Origin of the sequence: Breoghania sp. JC706, assembly GCF_037026715.1 — a bacterium.
In the GTDB taxonomy this organism is placed as follows: domain Bacteria; phylum Pseudomonadota; class Alphaproteobacteria; order Rhizobiales; family Stappiaceae; genus Breoghania.
Map to the genome: position 1 here is coordinate 107,036 of NZ_JBANCG010000004.1, position 19,677 is coordinate 126,712.

The window sequence follows — 19,677 nt, forward strand, 5'->3', positions numbered from 1 at the left end:
GTCATGACCTCACGCCGAAACGTTCTCAAAGGGGCTGCCGCTGTCGGATCGCTGGCGGTCTTCGCGGCCGGATATGCGGAGACGGGCAAAAAGCTCGTCAGCGGCGCCTGGGCCGGGGAAAAGCCGCGCAAGAACCTGACGGGCAATGCGCCGGAACCGGAATACCGGATCGATGCCGCGACGGGCGAGGTGATCCTCAACCCCGATCAGCAGCTCAGCTACGCCCAGTGCATCGGCTGCACCACCCAGTGCGGCGTGCGCGTGCGCATCGACAAGCGCACCGGCAAGGTGCTGCGGGTTGCCGGCAATCCCTACAGCCCGATGAGCACCGATCCGTATTTGCCTTACGAGACCTCCGTGCGCGACAGCTTCAAGGCGATGGCGTTGGCGGGCGAGAAGGACGGCATGAAGTTCCGCTCCACCGCCTGCGGACGCGGCAACGCGGTGCTGCAGCAGGTGGACAATCCGCGCCGGGTGCTGAAGCCGCTGAAGCGCGTCGGCACGCGCGGCAGCGGCAAGTGGCAGACGATCTCCTTCGACCAGCTCATCGAGGAAGTGGTCCATGGCGGCGATCTCTTCGGCGAGGGCAAGGTCGCGGGCCTGAAGGAGATCCGGGACCTGAAGACCCCGATCGACCCGCAAGCGCCCGAGTTCGGCCCGCGCGCCAACCGGCTTGCGCTGATGAACTGCGTCAACGACGGGCGCGACGGGCTGGTGCTCAGGTGGCTGAAGCAGGGCTTCGGCTCCAACAACTTCGTGCGTCACGGCTCCTATTGCGGCGGCGCCTACCGCTCCGGCTCCGGCGCGATGTTCGGCGACTTCAAGGCCATGCCGCACGCAAAGCCGGACTTCGGCGAGGCGGAGTTCATCCTGTTCGTCGGCACCGCACCCGGCAATGCGGGCAATCCGTTCAAGCGGGTCGGCAATCTGGTGGCGTCCGCACGCGCCGACGGCAAGCTGAAATACGTCGTCGTCGATCCGGTCCTCAACAATTCCCAGAGCGAGGCTTCCGGTGCGCGGGTGGACTGGGTGCCGATCAGGCCCGCCACCGACGGCGCGCTCGCCATGGCGCTGATGCGCTGGATGTTCGAAAACGACCGCATCAACAAGGACTATCTGGCTCAGCCGAGCCAGAAGGCGGCGGAGAAGGCCGGCGAAGCCAGCTGGACCAACGCCACGCATCTTGTCGTCACTGAGCCTGACCACCCGCGCCACGGCCATTTCCTGCATGCCTCCGACATGGGCCTTGCCTTTGCCGGTGATGCTTATGGGGACGGCGATCCGGTGCTTGTGGCAAGCGATGCAGGCCCCGTGGTTCCGGACGAGGCCCCTGCCCCGCTGTTCTTTGACGATGTGGTCGAGCCCCCGGCCGGCGCGATCCGGGTCGCAACCTCGCTGTCGCTGCTGCGCGGCGAGGCGCTGTCGCGTTCGATGGCGGACTACGCCGACATCACCGGCATTCCCGAGGCGCGGCTGGTCTCGCTTGCCACGGAACTCACCAGCCACGGGCGCAAGGCGGCGGTCAATTCGCACGGCGGCATGATGAACGGTTCGGGCTTCTACAACGCCTATGCGCTGATGATGCTGAACACGCTGATCGGCAACCTCAACCTGAAGGGCGGCACGATGGTTTCGGGCGGCTGGTATCCCGACCAGAACGGCCCGCGGTATGATCTCAAGAAATTCCCCCGCATGGTCAAGGCCAAGGGCGTGCCGATCGGGCGGAACATCCCGTTCGAGAAGACCTCGGAATTCAAGCGCAAGAAGGCCGCCGGCAAGCCCTATACCGCCGAGGGTCCGTGGTATCCGAACGCGCCGGGGCTTGCGACGGAATGGATCTCGACGGCGGTCAACGGCTATCCCTACGCCCTTGAGGCGCTGATCTTCCGCAACACCAATCCGGTCTACGGCATTCCCGGCATCGAGCACCTGATGGACCGGCTGAAGGACCCGAAGGTGATCCCGCTGATCATCTACATCGACCCGTTCATCAACGAAAGCGGGGCGATCGCCGACTATATCGTGCCGGATTCGGTGATGTACGAGACATGGGGCTTCACCCAGCCGTGGGGCGGCGTTGCCACCAAGGCGACCACCGCGCGCTGGCCGGTCATTCCGTCGAAGGCGGACAAGACGCCGGACGGCCAGCCGATCGGGCTTGAGAGCTTCCTCATCGCCACGGCGAAGGCCATGAACCTGCCGGGCTTCGGCGACGACGCCATTCCGGATGCGGACGGCAAGCTGCATCCGCTCAATCGGGCGGAGGACTGGTTCCTGCGCGGGGCCGCGAACGTTGCCTATGTCGGCGGCAAGCCGGTTGACGACGCCAGCGACGACGACATCGCCCTTTCCGGCGTGAGCCGCATCGCGGACGACCTGAAAGCCGTGCTCACCGAGGAAGAATGGCGCAAGGCGGCCACGGTCTACGCAAAGGGCGGGCGCTACGAGAACATAGACAGGTCCTACAAGGGCGAGACGGCCGCCCACCCGTTCAAGGAGCCGATGCTGGTCTACAACGAGGCGCTGGGCACCTTCCATCAGGCGACGACCGGCCGCACGATGCCGGGAACGCCGGCCTGGCGCGAGCCGGAATTCACCAACGGCGACAAGGTGAGCGCGCACTATCCGGCGGCCGAATGGCCGGTGCAGGTGGTCAGCTTCAAGTCGCCGTTGCAGAACTCCTATTCCATCGGCGCGCCGGCGCTGCGGCGGATCGTGGCGAGCAACCCCGCGATCGTCGGGACCGAGCTTGCCGCCCGTAACGGTCTTGCGACCGGCGACAGGATCCGCCTGACGACGCCGGGGGGAAGCCTGGAGACCGTGGTGGTGGTGCGCGACGGGGTGGCTCCGGGCGTGGTCGCCATCATGCACGGCTTCGGCCACCGGGCCTTCGGTGCCAGCGAGATCCGCATCGACGATCAGGTCTGGGAGGCCGACGAGGGCATCGGCGCCGGGGTGCTCTTGAACGACATCGGCATGCTGGATCCGACGCGGACGACGAACCCCGGCGTGTGGGTCGATCCGGTCTCCGGCACGGCGGTGCGCCACGGATTGCCGGCGAAGCTCGCCCGGATCGCGTGAGACGACGGACCGGGCGGCGCGCCAGCCGCCCGGTCCGAGCTCCGCTCACGGCCCGCAATGCGGCGTCGTCGGCGGTTGGCAGGGGGCAAGGGTTCTGGCATACACGGTCGAAATGCGCCGTTTGCGCGCCCTTCCTTCTGTTTCCACCGGGATACCCCGCATGACCATCCGCCTGCACAGGGGCGACCTGCCCTCACTCGATTCCTATCCGGCCGGAGGCGCCGTCGCTGTCGACACCGAAACGATGGGCCTCAACCCGCACCGCGACCGGCTGTGCGTTGTGCAGCTTTCGCCCGGCGACGGCACGGTGGATGTGGTGCAGATCGCGCAAGGCCAGCGCGAGGCGCCGAACCTCGCCGCCCTGCTGGGCGATCCGGCGCGGGTCAAGATCTTCCATTTCGCCCGCTTCGACATCGCCGCGCTGCACGAAGGGCTCGGCATCGACACGACGCCCGTCTTCTGCACCAAGATCGCCTCGCGGCTGGTGCGCACCTACACCGACCGGCACGGGCTGAAGGATCTGACGCGCGAGTTGATCGGCGTGGAGCTTTCCAAGCAGCAGCAGAGCTCCGACTGGGGCGCAGCCGAACTCACCGAGGCCCAGCTCACCTATGCGGCCTCCGACGTGCTCTATCTCCATGCCCTGCGCGACGAGCTGATCGTCCGGCTGGAGCGCGAGAACCGCATGGAGATCGCCCAGGCGTGCTACCACTTCCTGCCCACCCGCGCGCGCCTCGACCTTGACGGCTGGCCGGAAACGGACATCTTCGCTCATTCGTGATGCAATCTGGGCCTGATGCAATCTGGGCGCCTGATGCAATCTGGGCGAGAGGCCAATCGGGCGGCGGCACCGCAGCCGCGGCCCGCGTTCACGCGGCGTTCAGGGAGCGGGCGCGAGGATCAGGCGGATGTGGTCCACATTCGTCCAAATGGCGCGTATAAGGATCGGCAAGGATCCCCTGCAATTCCCGACAAGAGACCAGATGGATCAGCGAACGGACCCGATCGGCCCGCACTCCACCGCCGGAGACGCAGACGGCCTCTCTTCCGGACTGTGGGGCGCGCAGACCCCGGAACGGCTGCGCCGCGAGCGCCGGGCGGCGCGCCGCCATTCGACGCGGGTACGCTGGCTGAAGCGCCTTCTGCCGGCGATCAGCCTGCTGATCGTGGTGGGCGTCCTCGGCGCGATGATGCTGCGCAATCTCCTGCCCGGTTTCGATCTCGGGTCGATCGACATCACCAGCGAGGGCATCGTCATGAGCAATCCGGAGCTTTCCGGCCATGACGGCGAGCGTTCCTACCATGTCACCGCCAAACGCGCGATCCAGAGCCTGATGAACCCGAAGATCATCAATCTGGAGGAAATCGACGCCCGCGTGAAACTCGGCCCCGACGAATGGGTGGCCTTTACCGCGCCGCACGGTATCTATGACGGTGGCAACGAACGGCTGAAGCTTTCCGACGGGATCAATCTTGAATGGAGCCGCGGCTATCACGTGACCCTGAGCGGCGCGGAGGTCGACCTGAAAAGCGGCGCGATCCTGTCCGACGACACCATTCACGTGAGTTCGGACCAGGGGACTTTCCAGGCGGGCCGGATTTCTGTTGCAGACAACGGCGCGAGCGTCCATTTCAGCGATGGGATAAAGATGACACTCAGACCCGCCCATACGGGCGACAAGAAAAAAACGGAGCAAGCTCAATGATCCGCTCCCTGCCGGTCGCAGGCCTGCTTTTTGCCGCCATTGTCGCCCTCGGGCTCGCCTCGGCCGTGCCGCCGGCCGCCGCACAGACCTTCTCCGACAGCTTCGCCGGCTTCGGCTCCAACGAGAAGGAGCCGATCCAGATCGAGGCGAAGGAACTCAACGTTCAGGACAAGGACCACACGGCCGTATTCGTCGGCGACGTGGTGGTGCGCCAGGGCGACGCGACGCTGAAGACCCAGCGGCTGAAGATCTACTATGCCGGATCGGCCGCCGGCGGGCCGGTGCAGAGCCGGATCTCGAAGATGGAGGCGAGCGGCACGGTGCTGATCTCCTCCAAGGACCAGACCGCGACCGGCGATCAGGCCTCCTTCGACATGGAGCGCGAGCGGCTCGTGCTGTCGGGCAAGGAGGTGGTGCTCTCGCAGGGGCCGAATGTGGTCGTCGGCAGCCGCCTTACCGTCAACCTCAAGACGGGCAAGGTCGACCTGGAGGCGCCGAACAAGGGGCGCGTGAAGGTGCTGATCACGCCCAACAGCCTGAACGGCAAGGGAACCGGCTCGAACTGATCCGGCGGCCTGCCGCCGCGCGGCCAAGGTCCGGCGCCGCCGTGTCGTGCGCTGCCTGACCGAATTCCGGGCCGGCCCTCGTCCCGGTTGACGACCGGGCGTCCCCGCCCGTCCCTCGACACGTCCGGACAAAGCCTATAGGAAAAGCCGCCGGAACCTTCGACGGCCGAAGCCCCATACCGAGACCAGAACCCTTGAGACTGTTCCCCTTCCCCGTGCCGTTTTCGAAGAAGGGTCGCGCCGGACCTCAGGTCCGCGACGCGAACGCACCCGACGATGATGCGCTCAACAGGGACGCTCTCGTCATCAACGGCATCGGCAAGAGCTACCGCCGGCGCCGTGTCGTCAAAGATGTCAGCCTGTCGGTGCATCGCGGCGAGGCCGTCGGCCTGCTGGGTCCGAACGGTGCGGGCAAGACCACCGTCTTCTACATGATCACCGGCCTGATCCAGCCCGATCACGGCACCATCCAGCTCGACGGTTTCGACATCACCCGGCTGCCGATGTATCGCCGCGCCCGCCTCGGCATCGGCTACCTGCCGCAGGAAGCCTCGATCTTCCGCGGGCTTTCGGTCGAAGACAACATCCGCGCCGTGCTGGAAGTGGTGGAGCCGAACCGCCGGAAGCGGGCGGAGGAGCTCGACGCGCTGCTCACCGAATTCGGCGTCACGCACCTCAGGAAATCGCCAGCGATCGCGCTGTCGGGCGGCGAACGGCGGCGCGTGGAGATCGCCCGCGCGCTTGCCAGCCGTCCCGCCTTCATGCTTCTCGACGAACCGTTCGCCGGCATCGATCCGATCGCCGTGGGCGACATCCAGCACCTTGTGCGCCATCTGACGCAGCGCGGCATCGGCGTTCTGATCACCGATCACAACGTGCGCGAGACGCTGGGGCTGATCGACCGCGCCTACATCATCGCCTCCGGCGAAGTGCTGACCGAGGGCCTGCCGCGCGACATCGTCGACAATGCGGACGTGCGCCGGCTCTATCTGGGCGAACAGTTCACGTTCTGACGGCAGGCGAAACCGAAACGGGCAAAGCCTCGCGCGGCGTCGGTGGGGCGACCATCGGTCGTATCGCCGTTTACGCTTTGAACGCACGCGCGACGTAGTGTAAGACTCCGAAGAAAGTCCAAAAGCAAGAATTGGACCAGTTTTTCGCAACGGGGTCGCAAATCGCGCATGGCCATCGCACCGAGACTTGAGGTCCGCCAGAGCCAGTCACTGGTGATGACGCCGCAGCTGATGCAGGCGATCAAGCTGCTGCAGCTGTCCAACCTCGATCTCGTGGCCTATGTCGATGCGGAACTGGAGCGCAATCCCCTGCTGGAACGCGGCGAGGGCGACGACGGCGGCGCACCGGAGGGGGGCGAAGGCGGGACAAGCGAAAGCGGAGCCCCGGAGAGCGGCGACGCGGAGCCGGCGAACGCGGAGGGCGCCGACTGGGTCGATGCCCAGATCGAGCGCGAACCGGGCGCGATCGCCGACAAGCTCGATGCCGATTTCGGCAATGTCTATCAGGACGACACGCCGTCCGGCACCCAGGACCCCGGCGCGCTGGCGGGCGACCCGTGGCAGCAGGGTGGCGGGCGCGGCGCGGCATCCGGCGAAGGCTACAATCTGGAGAGCTTCGTCGCCGAGGACGTGTCGCTGTCCGATCATCTGGGCGAGCAGATGGCGCTGCTGATCACCGATCCGGCGGAACGGGTGATCGCCCGCAATCTCATCGACAATCTGGACGAGGCGGGCTACCTGCGCGCCGATATCAGCGAGGTTGCCGAACGGCTTGGCGCGGAGCCGGCGCAGGTCGAAAGCGTGCTGGAGCGGTTGCAGACGCTGGAGCCGACCGGGGTGTTTGCGCGCGACCTGGCCGAGTGCCTGAGCCTGCAGCTGAAGGAGAAGGACCGCTACGACCCGGCGATGGCGGCGCTTCTGGCCAACATCGAGCTGCTGGCGAAACGCGACATCGCCGCGCTGAAGCGCCTGTGCGGGGTGGACGACGAGGATCTTGCGGAGATGATCGGCGAGATCAGGGCGCTGAACCCGCGCCCGGGCAGCACCTTCGGCAACGTGCTGGTGCAACCCATGGTGCCGGACGTGATCGTGCGGCCGGGCGCCGACGGCGGCTGGTCGATCGAGCTCAACAGCGACAACCTGCCCAAGGTCCTTGTCAACCAGACCTATTACGCGACCGTGCAGAAGACCACGCGCAACGAGACCGAGAAGGCCTATCTGACCGACTGCCTGCAGACGGCCAACTGGCTGGTCAAGAGCCTCGACCAGCGGGCGCGCACCATCCTCAAGGTCGCCACCGAGATCGTGCGCCAGCAGGACGCCTTCCTGACCCATGGCGTGCAGCATCTTCGCCCGCTCAACCTGCGCACCGTCGCCGATGCCATCGGCATGCATGAATCGACCGTCTCGCGGGTAACCTCCAACAAGTACATGGCGACGACCCGGGGCATCTTCGAGTTCAAGTACTTCTTCACTTCCGCCATCGCCTCGTCGCAAGGGGGCGACGCGCATTCGGCCGAGGCGGTGCGCCACCGCATCCGGCAGATGATCGATCAGGAAAGCCCGGATGCGATCCTGTCCGACGACACTCTCGTCAGCATGCTGAAGGAGGCGGGCATCGACATCGCGCGGCGCACGGTGGCGAAGTACCGGGAGTCGCTGCGCATCCCCTCCTCCGTCCAGCGGCGGCGCGAAAAGAAGGGCTGAGGCGCGGGTCCGTCCGGGCGCCATGCCGGGATCATCAGGGGGGCATCAGCGGGCCATCCGGCATCCGTCCGGGAAACCCCTACTGCGCAAAAACGCCCCGGCGCTGCCAATTGACTTAACCGCGCCGCCGACTTAGAAGTCCGGGCTCGTTCAGTCGAGACAACCTCACGCGACAGAAGATGCGGCACATGAGGGGCGGTCGTGATATCTTGCCCCTGCCGCGGCAAGCGGTCCGGGCGATAAGACAGGGATATCTGGCCTGGCGCCCAGGTCGATGACAACAACGTCAGAGGAACTCCATGACCTTGCGGATTTCGGGAAAGAACGTCGATGTCGGCGATTCCATGCGCACGCATGCGGAAGAGCGGATCGATGACGCGCTTTCCAAATATTTCGATGGCGGTTACGACGCCACCGTCACGGTCGGACGCGAAGGCTCCGGGTACCGTTCGGAATGCAAGATCCGGCTCGACACCGGTGTCGTGTTGCAGGCTTCGGGTGAATCTCAGGATCCGCGCGCGAGCTTCGACCAGGCCGCTGAGCGCATCGCCAAGCGTCTGCGCCGCTACAAGCGCAAGCTGAAGGACCATTCGGCCGACATCAGCGTGCGCGATGCCACCGACGCGACGTCCTACGTCCTCGCCTCGCCGGAGGAAGAGGAAGAGGTCGAAGAGAACTTCAACCCCGTCGTGATCGCCGAGACGCCCTCGCGCGTCAAGACGCTGACGGTCGGCATGGCGGTGATGGAACTCGACCTCACCGAGGCTCCGGTGGTAATGTTCCGCAATGCGGGCAATGGCGGCCTCAATGTCGTCTATCGCCGCAAGGACGGCAACATCGGCTGGATCGATCCCTCCCTGTCCGAGACGAAATCGTCCTGAGCGGACAACGGTCATTTGAAGCACCCGCGCGTACCCCGGTACGCGCGGCGAAGCCATATGGGCTAATACAATGGATTTGAGCGACCTCATCACGGCAGACGCCATCATTCCGGCGCTCAAGGTGAACAGCAAGAAGCAGGTCATTCAAGAGGTGGCGGCGAAGGCCGCCAGCATCACCGGCCTGCCCGAACGCGATATTTTCGACACGCTGCTGCAGCGCGAGCGCCTCGGCTCCACCGGCGTCGGCCACGGCATCGCCATTCCGCACGGCAAGCCTGTATCGCTCAACAAGCTCGTCGGCGTCTTCGCCCGACTGGAGCGCCCGATCGATTTCGACGCGCTTGACGACCAGCCCGTCGATCTGGTGTTCCTGCTGCTGGCCCCCGAGGGCGCCGGCGCCGATCACCTGAAGGCGCTTGCGCGCATCGCCCGTCAGTTGCGCGATCCCGGCATCGCCGCCAAGCTGCGCGCCAGCACCGACGCGGCCGCGATCTATGCCCTGCTGACCCAGCCGAACACCTCCACCAACGCCGCCTGAGGCCGCAGAGCCGAGGCGGTCGGCAGGCCGGGACCACCCGCCCCCCAAAGACACGCATGTGCAAACCTTGGTGCGGCCTTGGCACAAACGGGCCGCAACCGGGGCGCATTCGGCACGATGCGCGACGTCGTCGCGAAAGTGTCGCAACGGCAGACACGATGCTATAGTGCGCCCGCGTCCGAACAGGCAGCCTTTGGGGGAGGGTGGCTCGTCATGCAGGATCTCGTCGGTTTCGTTCTCGCTGGGCTGGCTTTGACCGGAAGTCCCGGGCCAAACACGCTGAGCCTCGCGGCCGTGGGCGCCGCCTACGGCTTCCGGCGCGGGATCCTCTACATGATCGGGCTTCTGGCCGGCATGGTGCTCGTGATGGCGATCACGGCGACGGGGCTCGGCGGCCTGATGCTGGCGATACCGGGCGTGGCGCCGGTCGTCACCGCGCTGGCGGTCGCCTACTTCCTCTATCTGGCCTGGAAGATCGCCTCGGCGCCACCGCTCGAGCGGACATCCGACATCGACCGCGCGCCCTCCTTTCGCGGCGGGGTTTTCCTGTCGCTGGTCAACCCCAAGGCCTACGCGGCCATGGCGGCGCTGTTTTCGGGCTTCGTGCTCTTTGCCACGAATGCGGAAATCGATCTTGCGGCAAAGGTCGTCGCACTTGCCGCGATCATCGCCCTGGTCAATGTCTTCTGGCTGTCGGCGGGCTCGGCCCTGACCACGCTCTTTCGCGACCCGCGGGCAAGTCGCGTGATCAATATCGGCTTTGCGGTCCTGCTGCTCGCCTCGCTGGCCTTCGCGCTGGCGATGTGAGGCGGCTCGCGGTTGTGGCGGGAGCGCACCGGTCTGGCGGGTGCAAGCGGCCTATCCTTCGAGACGCCCGCTTGTGCGGGCTCCTCAGGATGACGTTGTGTTTGTTGCGAAATTCCTTAAAGCCGGCAGCACGATAACGTCATCCTGAGGAGGCTGCGCAGCAGCCGTCTCGAAGGATAGGCCACAGCCAAAATACCGGCCGATCCGCTCGCCTGAAGCCCCACAAAAGGCGACCCCAGACGCAAAAGGCGGCGCCGTTTCCGGCACCGCCTTGCAAGGTCTCTTCTGCGTGATCCGTTGCTTGCGCCGATCAGTGCACGCTGACGGGGGTCAGCTCGTTCTCCACCGCGTTGGCGAGGATCGCGTCGCGGCTGTCGGAAAGCATGATCGGCGAGCCGTCGGCGCCCAGAAGCGCCCACAGCTTGATCCCGCCCGCCATCTGCGGTGCGCTCGGAAAGAGCTCGTTGATGTCTTCCGAACGCAGCTGGCGAATGTAGGCGATGTGGCCGTCACCCAGATGGGCGAAAGCCTCTTCGTGCATGTTCTTCAGGTTCTCGGTCATAGACGATCGCTCCTGGGTTACGCCGCCGGGTTCGGGTTTACGCCCCTTACCTTGCGTGCGGCTCGCCGAACGCGAAGTGCCGGGACAGCCGGGCCTGCTCAATCGTGCGCGGAAATCGCGATCCGTCGCACGGTCCGCTCCGGTTCGGGGCGGACAAGATCGATCGAAAGCAGACCGTCCTTCAGATCGGCACCCAGGATGACGATGCCTTCCGCCAGCACGAAGGTTCGCTGGAACTGCCGGGCGGCGATGCCGCGATGCAGGTACTGGCGGTTGTTGTCCTCGGTCTGCCGACCGCGGATGACGAGCTGGTTTTCCTCGACCGTCACATCGAGCTGATCGCTGGTGAAGCCGGCCACTGCGAGCGTTATGCGCAGGATCTCTCCCTGCTCCCCGTCACGCGGTAAGCGCTCGATATTGTAGGGCGGATAGCCGTCGTTGGCGGCCTTGGAGACACGATCCAACACCCGTTCGATATCGTCGAAACCGAGCAACAGAGGGCTCGAAAACGCCGAGAGACGCGACATCGTCAAAGTCCTTTTCCCAAGCGACCTTGGCCTTAGCGATCTTGCTAAACCCGGACCCGAATTCGGCATCCGGTCGGACCTTCCGGTCCTCTTCGAGGATGAATATGGGCAGTTTGCGGGCACGGTTCAAGAATGGACGCTGCGCCAAGTGCCCATCATGGTGGAGAAATCGTGCAAGGGCAGAGAGGGCTGGACGCGCGCACCGAACCGGCGGGTTCAGCCCTTGGTGCCGGGCGTGCCGCCGCCTCCATCGCCGCCGCCGTTGAGCCCGCCGTTTCCACCGCCCTCGCCGCGACCGCCCCCGCGCTCGGGCGGCTGGGCCTCGGCCGCAACGCCGCAGGTGGAGCTTGCGCGGAAGTCGGGCCACAAGGAGGGCTGCTGGCGCAGCAGCGGGAACATGGCATCGAGAGCCGCCGCATCCTGTCGCCTGAGCGGCGAGACGCCGGCCTCCACCATCACGCTCGTGCACGGCGTGGTGACCAGCCGGCAGCCGCCACCGCGACGGCAGACCTCGGCGCTGCCATGCAGCAGCAGGAAGGCCGTGCGGCCGGCCGTGTGCGTGACATCGACGACAGTGCCGCGGATGCCGACGGTCGCCACCGGCGTGGTGATCGAGACCTCATCGCGGCCGGGCCGGGTTCCCGCGCCGAGAAAGCGCAGCGCCCCCTTGGTCATGTGCAGCCTGACGCGCGACGCGCCGCCACGAAAGACGAACTCGTCGAGAACCACCTCGCTGCCGGCGCCCACCACGAAACGGGATCCGTCGACGAAACGGAACTGGCCGTTGGAGGCGGCACGCGCCCGGATGAGCTCGCGGAAATGCACGTCGCTTCCCCGCGACAGCAGCCGGGGAGCGGCGGACGACATGGTGCCCGTCACGGAGCCGGCGATCGCGTAGGCGGAGCCGATCGTCTCGGCCGCGGTGGCGAGGCCGGCGGACAAGGCCAGAGTTGCGAAGGCGATGCAGGTCGTGCGGATCACGGTATTAGCCCCTCCAGGATAGCTGACTGCGCCGCGCATATCCTCCGACAGGTCGCGTTGCGACGCTGTGCCATCAATCACGTTGCGGCAATTGTGCCGCAGCTTTGCAAAAGCCTCCACCGGAAAAGACGCGGACCTTCAGGAGACGGGCGCGCCGGATACGAAAAAGCCGCGGCAATGCCGCGGCTTTCAAGGTCGGTTCCGCGATGAGTTGCGTGTTCAGACGGCCTCTACCGCGCAGGCGATGCCCTGGCCGACGCCGATGCACATGGTGGCGAGCGCCCGCTTGACGCCGCGCTCCTTCAGTTCCAGCGCTGCCGTGCCGGTGATGCGGGCGCCCGACATGCCGAGCGGATGGCCAAGCGCGATGGCGCCGCCGTTCGGGTTGACGAAATCCGCATCCTCCGCCACGCCCAGATCGCGCAGAACGGCGATTCCTTGCGAGGCGAAGGCCTCGTTCAGCTCGATCACGTCGAAATCGGAGATCGAGAGACCGAGCCGCGCCATCAGCTTCTTCGACGCCGGCGCCGGGCCGAAGCCCATGATGCGCGGGGCGACGCCGGCGACCGCGCCGCCCAGAATGCGGGCGATCGGCGTCAGACCGTATTTCTTCACCGCCGCTTCCGAGGCGACGATGAGCCCGGCCGCACCGTCATTGACGCCGGAGGCATTGCCGGCCGTCACCGAGCCGTTTTCGCGAAACGGCGTCGGCAGCTTGGCGAGCTTTTCCGCCGTGGTGCCGGGGCGCGGGTGCTCGTCGGTATCGACGACGATCGCATCGCCCTTGCGCTGCGGGATCGTGACGGGAACGATTTCCTTGCCCAGCCGGCCGTTTTGCTGCGCGGCGACCGCCTTGTCCTGCGAACGGGCGGCAAAGGCGTCCTGATCGGCGCGCGAAATGCCGAACTGCTCGGCGACGTTCTCGCCCGTCTCCGGCATGGAATCGATGCCGTACTGCTTCTTCATCACCGGATTGACGAAGCGCCAGCCGATGGTGGTGTCGTAGATCTCGGCATTGCGCGAGAAGGCGCTGGTGGCCTTGGGCATCACGAAGGGCGCGCGCGACATGGATTCCACGCCGCCTGAAATGACAAGATCCGCCTCGCCGGCTTTGATCATGCGCGCCGCCGCCAACGTCGCGTCCATGCCGGAGCCGCACAGGCGGTTGATGGTCGTGCCAGGCACCGTTTCGGGCATGCCGGCGAGCAGAACGGCCATGCGGGCGACGTTTCGGTTGTCCTCGCCGGCCTGGTTGGCGCAGCCGTAGATGACGTCGTCCACGGCGGCGAAATCGATCGACGGGTTGCGCTCCATCAGCGCGCGGAGCGGCGCGGCGGCGAGATCGTCGGCCCGCACCGCACTCAGGGCGCCGCCGAAGCGGCCGATGGGGGTGCGGATGTAATCGACGATATAGGCTTCATTCATGGTCTTTGCTTTCCTCTCACGGCCGGTCCTCTCCGGCCAATCTTCTTTCGGCCAATCTTGTCGCGACCTGTCGGCCGTTTCGCCGCCTCAGACCTGATCGCCGTGGGCGGCGGCGGTGCGGGCGTTGAGCGCGCGCAGTACCTCAAGTTCCCGCGCACTCGGCGGCGGGGTTTCCTCCACCGTGTCGGCGAACTTCACGCGCCAGCCGGTCGCCTCGACGATCTCGTCGCGGGCGACACCGGGATGGATGGAGACCACCGTGAATTCCTTCGTCTCCGGGTCCGGCCGCATGACGCACAGATCGGTGACGATCATGTTCGGGCCCTTGGTGGTGACGCCGAGCTTCTCGCGCGAATTGTGGCCTTCGCCGTGACCGAGCGAGGTGCGGAAGGAGAGCCTGTCGACGAAGCTGCGCTTGCCCTGCTTCATGACGACGAAGATCTGGCCGCAGGAGGTGGCGATCTCCGGCGCGCCGCCGCCGCCGGGCAGGCGGACCTTGGGGTTGTCGTAGTCGCCGATGACGGTGGAATTGATGTTGCCGTACCTGTCGATTTCCGCGCCCCCCAGAAAGCCGACGGTGATGCGCCCGCCCTGCAGCCAGTAGCGGAACATTTCCGGCACGGCAACGGTCGTCAGCGCGGTCTCGCACAGCTCGCCGTCGCCGATGGAGAGCGGCAGCACCTCCGGCTTCGTGCCGATGGTACCGGATTCGTAGATGAGCGTGATGTCGGGCGCGTGGGTGAGGCGGGCGAGGTTGCAGGCCGCCGACGGCATGCCGATGCCGACGAAGCAGACATCGTCATTCGAGAGCGCGCGCGCGGCGGCGATCGTCATCATCTCTGTGGAAGTGTAATCCATCGTCGCCCCCTTCAGGCCGTCTCGCCGGCGAAGGCCGCGAACGCTTCGGGCCCCTTTTCCATGACGTTTTCCTTCATCCAGGCCCTGAAGGAATCCCGGTCGCGCGCGATCGGGTCCCAGGCCTTGTAGAAGGCATTGTCGCGCGGATACCGGCCCTGCACATAGGAGGGATGGGCGCCGCCCGGCACCTTCACGACCGCCGAAACGGTCCAGGAGGGCAGAACGCAGGAATTGGGCGAGGGCGGGGCGAGATCGTCGACGATCTCCTCCACCGTGACGATCGAACGGCTGGCCGCCAGCACCGCCTCCTTCTGCACGCCGACAATGCCCTCGATCAGCACGTTGCCCTGCCGGTCGGCGCGATTTGCGTGGATGATCGCGACATCGGGACGAATGGCGGGAACGGCCGCCAGTTCCTCGCCGGTGAAGGGACAGGTGACGGACTTGATGTTCGGATTGACCTTGGCCAGATCCGCGCCGCGATAGCCGCGGAAGATCGCGCAAGGCAGCCCCGCCGCGCCCGCCTCGTAGGCGTTCGCCATGGCGGCATGGCTGTGCTCTTCGAGAACGAGCGGCTTCGGCCACTGTTTCTCGACCGCATCGCGCAGCCGGTGCAGCGAGCCGACGCCGGGATTGCCGCCCCAGGAAAAGACCAGCTTGTCGACGCAGCCCATGCCGATGAGCTGGTCGTAGAGAATGTCCGGGGTCATGCGGATGATGGTGAGGCCGGTGCGGCCCTGCCGGATCACCTCGTGGCCGGCCGCATAGGGGATGAGATGGGTGAAACCCTCCATCGCCACCGTATCGCCATCGCGCACCAGCTCCGCAACGGCATCCTTCAATGTCATGATACGAGCCATCTTACCCGTCCGCCTCTCCCTTGGTCATGCCCGTGCGGCACGGGTCCGGGCGGCGCTCTCTTCCTCGCGTCACCACCCGCTCCTCCCCGTGCCGGACGTCGATCCGGCCGGATCGCGGCGGCATGACCACCGACGACCCTGTTTACATAACATCGCAATCACCTCGAAGGCTCGCTTCTTTTTCGGCAAGCCGAGCCATCTTCCCGGTACGGCGCGCCAAACGTCATTCGGGCCGATCGTCCGAAGGCGAGCCAACGGAGCCGACTGTCTGCCGAGGGCGGCCGGATCTGCTCGGGACTTGGCGCGGAGTCCGGGAAGGCGATTGCAAATGTTCGAAATGCGAACTAAAATTCGCATAGCGATACGTTTTGCGTCCGATCCCCGCCCCTGTCAAGAGAGCGGAGACGGCGACATGACGAAGGGGGATCCATGGTGCATCTGGAAAGCGGTTCGCTCGCCCCGGAGACGGACGACGACAACGAGATCTCCCGGGGCCGCGAATTCGTCGGCTCGCTGGAACGCGGCCTGAAGGTGATGCAGGCGCTGGGCGATGCGCCGGAAGGCCTGACGCTGACCGACGTCGCCGGCCGAATCGGCCTGACGCGTGCGACCGCGCGCCGCTTCCTGCTGACGCTGACGGAGCTGGGCTACGTGCGCCAGGAACGCCGGCTGTTCATCCTGACGCCGAAGGTTCTGTCGCTCGGGGTCTCGTATCTCAGCAACCGGCCGATCTGGCAGAACGCCGAACCGGTGATGCGGGAGCTCTCGCGGCAGGTGAACGAATCCTGCTCCGTGGCGGTGATCGACGGTACAGAGATCGTCTATGTCGCGCGCGTCGCCGGAAAGCGGATCATGTCGGTCAACATCACGATCGGCACCCGGCTGCCGGCGCTCACCACCTCGATGGGCCGCGTGCTGTTGTCGAACCTGTCGCCGCCCGCTCTCAACGCCTTTCTCGCCAAGGCCCATATCGAGCGGTTCACCGAGCACACCATCACCGACCGCGAGGCGCTTTTCGCCGAAATCGACAAGGTGCGAACGCGCGGCTACGCGCTTGTCGACCAGGAACTGGAAATCGGGCTCAGGTCCATCGCCGTGCCCTTGCGCGACCGCGCCGGGCGGGCCTTTGCAGGGCTCAACATCTCCACCCAGGCGGCACGCGTGGCGCGCGAGGCTCTGGTCGGGGAGTTCCTGCCGCTCATGCGCGAAACAGCCCACCGTATCGAAGAGTTCTACAGCGCGCAGTCGCAACAGTCCCTGTCATAACTCCCAATATGTTCGAATTGCCGAGGCCGCTTTCCTTACCGAATTGGCAGAAAGTCTACCTGAACCGGTCTCCGAACGGTATGACACCGCAGATTCCTATGGTATACACATCGTCAGACTTAAGGACCCACCGCGCAGAAGGTCCGTGCTAATATTACACTCAGTCGCAGTGCACGTGAGAATTAGAGAGAAAGGACGCGCATCTCTGCGCACCCAACGGAAGGGCCCAAATGGTCACGCCACCAAGACAAGCCGCATCTACGCGGGACAGGTTGTTATTCTCGGCCTGCCGGATATTTGCTTCGAAAGGCTATCGCGATACCACGGTCGCCGACATATGCGACACCGCCCAGGCCAACATCGCCTCGGTCAACTACCATTTCGGCAACAAGGAAAGTCTCTACCGGCAGGTTTTCCAGCGCCAGATCGATCTCTACGAACCGCCTCAGGTACCGCCCATGGACAAGGCGGGCGATGGCGAGAAGGTCTTGAAGTCCTTCATCGTGGATCGGCTGGAATGGCTGGTGCAGGATGACCCGCTGGAACGGCTGATCCGGGCGGAGATGGTACAGCCCACCGGGCTCGTGGACGATCTGCGGACCGCCGGGCTGGAAAAGACGCAGACCCACTTCCTTGAGGCCGTGCGCATGATCAGCGGCGATGTTCTGCCCGAGGCGACCGTGCGCCTTTGCGTGACGAGCATCCTCAGCCAGTGCCGGGCCTTGATGGCGCTGAGCCAGCTCGGCTTCTACCCCTCCTCCAATCCCACCGACGCCGAGATCGAAGCCTTTGCCAATCACGTCGCGGTTTTTTCCGTGGCGGGGATCAAGGCGCTGGCGGAACCCGGCAAGGCCGCGACGGCACATCTTGTCCGTCAGAAAGCCACGTCTCAATCGAGCGAACCGCTTCCGCAGCACTCGTGACCGTCTGGCCGGCGGAGACCCCGCCGGCCGCGCGATCGGACACCGGCGGACGCTCCACCATGAACACCGGCAGACCGAGGCCGCGGGCAGCGTCCAGTTTGGCGCGTCCGGCATCCCCGCCGCTGTTCTTGGCCACCATGTGCGTGATCGCATGGCGGCGCAGCAACCGGGTTTCGGCCTCCACATCGGCGCCCGGCCGGCCCAGCACGATCTCGCCCGGCGGACGCGCGGCATCGGGAGCCGGCGGATCGATCATCCGCATGACGAAACGCACGTCACGGCGATGGGCAAAGACGCCGATCTCCTGACGCCCGATCCCCAGAAACACGGACGCCCCCGCCGGCAGTCGGCCCGCCGCGTCCTCAAGCGACACCACCCGACGCCAGTCATCGCCCGGCCCTGGCTGCCAGGCGGGGCGTTCCAGACGAAGATATCGCGTCGCCGTCTCGCGGCAGGCAGCAACCGCGTTGGCGGATATGCGGGCCGCGAAAGGGTGGCTCGCGTCGATCACCGCATCGATCCCGTGCTCGCGCAGGAACGCCGCAAGCCCCGACGCCCCGCCAAAGCCGCCGCTGCGCGTCTTGACGGCGAGCGGCAGGGGACGCGTCGTCACCCCGGCAAGCGAGGCGATCACGCGCAGGCGGGCATCGGGGGCAAGCAGGCCCGCGAGTTCGCGCGCCTCCGTCGTGCCGGCGAGCAGGAGGATGGTGAAGGACCTATCCATGTGGCCCCTCTGCGGCGGCACTTTCGGGTCCGCCGGCCTGCGCAATGACCGCACCGTCGCGATCGACGACCACCACATCGGCCAGAACCGGCGCGCCAGCAAGCGTCTCGCGCACGCTCGAAAGCGCCCGCTCCGCGATCAGTCTCGCGAGCGGGAACCCCGCTGTGGCGGCCTCGTCGAAGACCTGCTTGGCGGTATTCGCGCCGCGCGCGGAGGCGACGAGGCCGGCAGGTGCATCTGCCTCCTCCAGCACGCCGGAAAGCCAGCCGAAATCGACGCTGCCGCGCCCTGAGTGAAGATCGAGCAGCCCCTGGGCGAGCTTCACCATCTTGCCCGGCCCGCCGCCGATGGTGAGCCGGGCGACGGGATGCTGGCGCACGTACTTGATCACGCCGCCGGCGAAATCGCCCATGTCGAGCATCGCCCGTTCCGGCAGCCCGTGCAGCGCACGAACGGCGGCCTCGGAGGTGGAGCCGGTGCAGCCGGCCAGATGGGCAAGTCCGGCGGCGCGCGCGACATCGATGCCGCGATGGATGGACGCAATCCAGGCCGCGCACGAGAACGGGCGCACGATGCCCGTCGTTCCCAGAACCGAGAGCCCGCCGAGAATGCCGAGGCGCGGGTTCGCCGTGCGTTTTGCGAGTTCTTCCCCGCCTGCGATGGAAACCTCGATCTCCACGTCGCCGGAAGCGCCCCACACCGCCGCGACCTCGGCGATCGCCTCGCACATCATGCGGCGGGGGACGGGATTGATCGCCGGTTCGCCCGGCGCAAGCGGCAGGCCGGGCAATGTCACCGTGCCGACGCCCTCCCCGGCCTTGAAACGGACGCCGGAGCCGACCGGCAGGGCCGCGACCCGCGCGGAGATGAGTGCGCCGTGGGTGACATCGGGATCATCGCCCGCGTCCTTGACGATGGCCGCCTCGCACCAACCCTCGCCGCGCCGCTCGCGCGCCAGCGCAAAGCGCGGCGCCTCGCCCTTCGGCAGGCGGATTTCGACCGGATCGGGAAAACCTCCGCCGAGCAGCGCCTGATAGGCGGCCTTGGCCGCGGCGGTGGCGCAGGCCCCCGTCGTCCATCCTCTTCTCAGAGGGCCCCGTCTGAGCGCATGCTCCCTGTTGCTGGCCGGCGTCTGCGTCATGGCGGCGGAGTATAGGTGCGGCGAGCCCCCAAGACGAGCGCCGCATTCGTCCGTTCACCGCGTTTCACGGTGCACGGGCACCCCGGATGCCTTGCACGGCGGCACGGAAAC

At 66.3% G+C, this 19,677-nt stretch carries 19 protein-coding genes; 11 read left to right on the forward strand and 8 right to left on the reverse strand.

Annotated elements, in window-relative coordinates; translation table 11 throughout:
- Window positions 1–3: 3 nt before the first annotated feature.
- From V2L18_RS09000 to V2L18_RS09040, 9 genes are all read left to right on the forward strand, one after another.
- The gene (locus V2L18_RS09000) at window positions 4–3,081 is read left to right on the forward strand and encodes a molybdopterin dinucleotide binding domain-containing protein (RefSeq protein ID WP_336177889.1); all 3,078 of its coding nucleotides are present in this window, start codon (window positions 4–6) and stop codon (window positions 3,079–3,081) included.
- Between the two features lie 160 nt (window positions 3,082–3,241).
- A complete protein-coding gene (locus V2L18_RS09005; protein WP_336177891.1) occupies window positions 3,242–3,862 on the forward strand; it encodes a ribonuclease D in 621 nt (206 codons plus the stop codon).
- Between the two features lie 202 nt (window positions 3,863–4,064).
- Window positions 4,065–4,787, forward strand: coding sequence for an LPS export ABC transporter periplasmic protein LptC (locus V2L18_RS09010; protein ID WP_336177892.1), 723 nt, complete (start codon window positions 4,065–4,067; stop codon window positions 4,785–4,787).
- Entirely contained in the window at window positions 4,784–5,353 is a 570-nt protein-coding gene (locus V2L18_RS09015) for an LptA/OstA family protein (protein ID WP_336177894.1), read from the forward strand. Before V2L18_RS09010 ends, V2L18_RS09015 begins: the two co-directional genes overlap by 4 nt.
- Window positions 5,354–5,553: 200 nt before the next feature.
- Window positions 5,554–6,366, forward strand: a complete 813-nt coding sequence (lptB, locus tag V2L18_RS09020) for an LPS export ABC transporter ATP-binding protein (protein WP_336178278.1) — start codon at window positions 5,554–5,556, stop codon at window positions 6,364–6,366.
- A 168-nt stretch (window positions 6,367–6,534) separates the two neighbouring features.
- A complete protein-coding gene (gene rpoN / locus V2L18_RS09025) occupies window positions 6,535–8,073 on the forward strand; it encodes an RNA polymerase factor sigma-54 (protein ID WP_336177896.1) in 1,539 nt (512 codons plus the stop codon).
- 299 nt (window positions 8,074–8,372) lie between these two features.
- Entirely contained in the window at window positions 8,373–8,954 is a 582-nt protein-coding gene (raiA, locus tag V2L18_RS09030; RefSeq protein WP_336177897.1) for a ribosome-associated translation inhibitor RaiA, read from the forward strand.
- A 70-nt stretch (window positions 8,955–9,024) separates the two neighbouring features.
- Window positions 9,025–9,492: a PTS IIA-like nitrogen regulatory protein PtsN gene (gene ptsN / locus V2L18_RS09035; RefSeq protein WP_336177899.1), complete on the forward strand. Its 468-nt coding sequence runs from the start codon at window positions 9,025–9,027 to the stop codon at window positions 9,490–9,492.
- Window positions 9,493–9,705: 213 nt separating this feature from the next.
- Window positions 9,706–10,299, forward strand: a complete 594-nt coding sequence (locus V2L18_RS09040; protein ID WP_336177901.1) for a LysE family translocator — start codon at window positions 9,706–9,708, stop codon at window positions 10,297–10,299.
- Between the two features lie 310 nt (window positions 10,300–10,609).
- Here the strand turns inward: V2L18_RS09040 and V2L18_RS09045 are convergent, their stop codons facing one another.
- The 6 genes from V2L18_RS09045 to V2L18_RS09070 all read right to left on the reverse strand — a co-directional run bounded on the left by V2L18_RS09045 (window position 10,610) and on the right by V2L18_RS09070 (window position 15,512).
- Entirely contained in the window at window positions 10,610–10,861 is a 252-nt protein-coding gene (locus V2L18_RS09045; RefSeq protein ID WP_336177903.1) for a DUF1150 domain-containing protein, read from the reverse strand.
- A 98-nt stretch (window positions 10,862–10,959) separates the two neighbouring features.
- The gene (locus V2L18_RS09050; protein ID WP_336177904.1) at window positions 10,960–11,388 is read right to left on the reverse strand and encodes an Hsp20 family protein; all 429 of its coding nucleotides are present in this window, start codon (window positions 11,386–11,388) and stop codon (window positions 10,960–10,962) included.
- Between the two features lie 216 nt (window positions 11,389–11,604).
- A complete protein-coding gene (locus tag V2L18_RS09055) occupies window positions 11,605–12,369 on the reverse strand; it encodes a FecR domain-containing protein (protein ID WP_336177905.1) in 765 nt (254 codons plus the stop codon).
- A 219-nt stretch (window positions 12,370–12,588) separates the two neighbouring features.
- Window positions 12,589–13,794, reverse strand: a complete 1,206-nt coding sequence (gene pcaF, locus V2L18_RS09060) for a 3-oxoadipyl-CoA thiolase (protein WP_336177906.1) — start codon at window positions 13,792–13,794, stop codon at window positions 12,589–12,591.
- An 87-nt stretch (window positions 13,795–13,881) separates the two neighbouring features.
- Window positions 13,882–14,652 (reverse strand): CoA-transferase subunit beta, encoded by a 771-nt coding sequence (locus V2L18_RS09065; RefSeq protein WP_336177907.1) that lies wholly within the window; start codon window positions 14,650–14,652, stop codon window positions 13,882–13,884.
- An 11-nt stretch (window positions 14,653–14,663) separates the two neighbouring features.
- Window positions 14,664–15,512, reverse strand: a complete 849-nt coding sequence (locus V2L18_RS09070) for a CoA transferase subunit A (RefSeq protein ID WP_336177908.1) — start codon at window positions 15,510–15,512, stop codon at window positions 14,664–14,666.
- Window positions 15,513–15,941: 429 nt separating this feature from the next.
- Here V2L18_RS09070 and V2L18_RS09075 point away from each other — a divergent pair, with 429 nt between their 5' ends.
- The gene (locus tag V2L18_RS09075) at window positions 15,942–16,778 is read left to right on the forward strand and encodes an IclR family transcriptional regulator C-terminal domain-containing protein (protein WP_336177909.1); all 837 of its coding nucleotides are present in this window, start codon (window positions 15,942–15,944) and stop codon (window positions 16,776–16,778) included.
- A 272-nt stretch (window positions 16,779–17,050) separates the two neighbouring features.
- On the forward strand, window positions 17,051–17,701 hold the full coding sequence (locus V2L18_RS09080; RefSeq protein WP_336177910.1) for a TetR/AcrR family transcriptional regulator: 651 nt from the start codon (window positions 17,051–17,053) through the stop codon (window positions 17,699–17,701).
- Here the strand turns inward: V2L18_RS09080 and V2L18_RS09085 are convergent.
- Window positions 17,604–18,425 (reverse strand): cobalt-precorrin-6A reductase, encoded by an 822-nt coding sequence (locus V2L18_RS09085; protein WP_336177911.1) that lies wholly within the window; start codon window positions 18,423–18,425, stop codon window positions 17,604–17,606. The two genes, V2L18_RS09080 and V2L18_RS09085, sit on opposite strands and share 98 nt — an antisense overlap.
- Window positions 18,418–19,566, reverse strand: coding sequence for a cobalt-precorrin-5B (C(1))-methyltransferase (locus tag V2L18_RS09090; protein WP_336177912.1), 1,149 nt, complete (start codon window positions 19,564–19,566; stop codon window positions 18,418–18,420). Before V2L18_RS09090 ends, V2L18_RS09085 begins: the two co-directional genes overlap by 8 nt.
- Window positions 19,567–19,677: the final 111 nt, after the last annotated feature.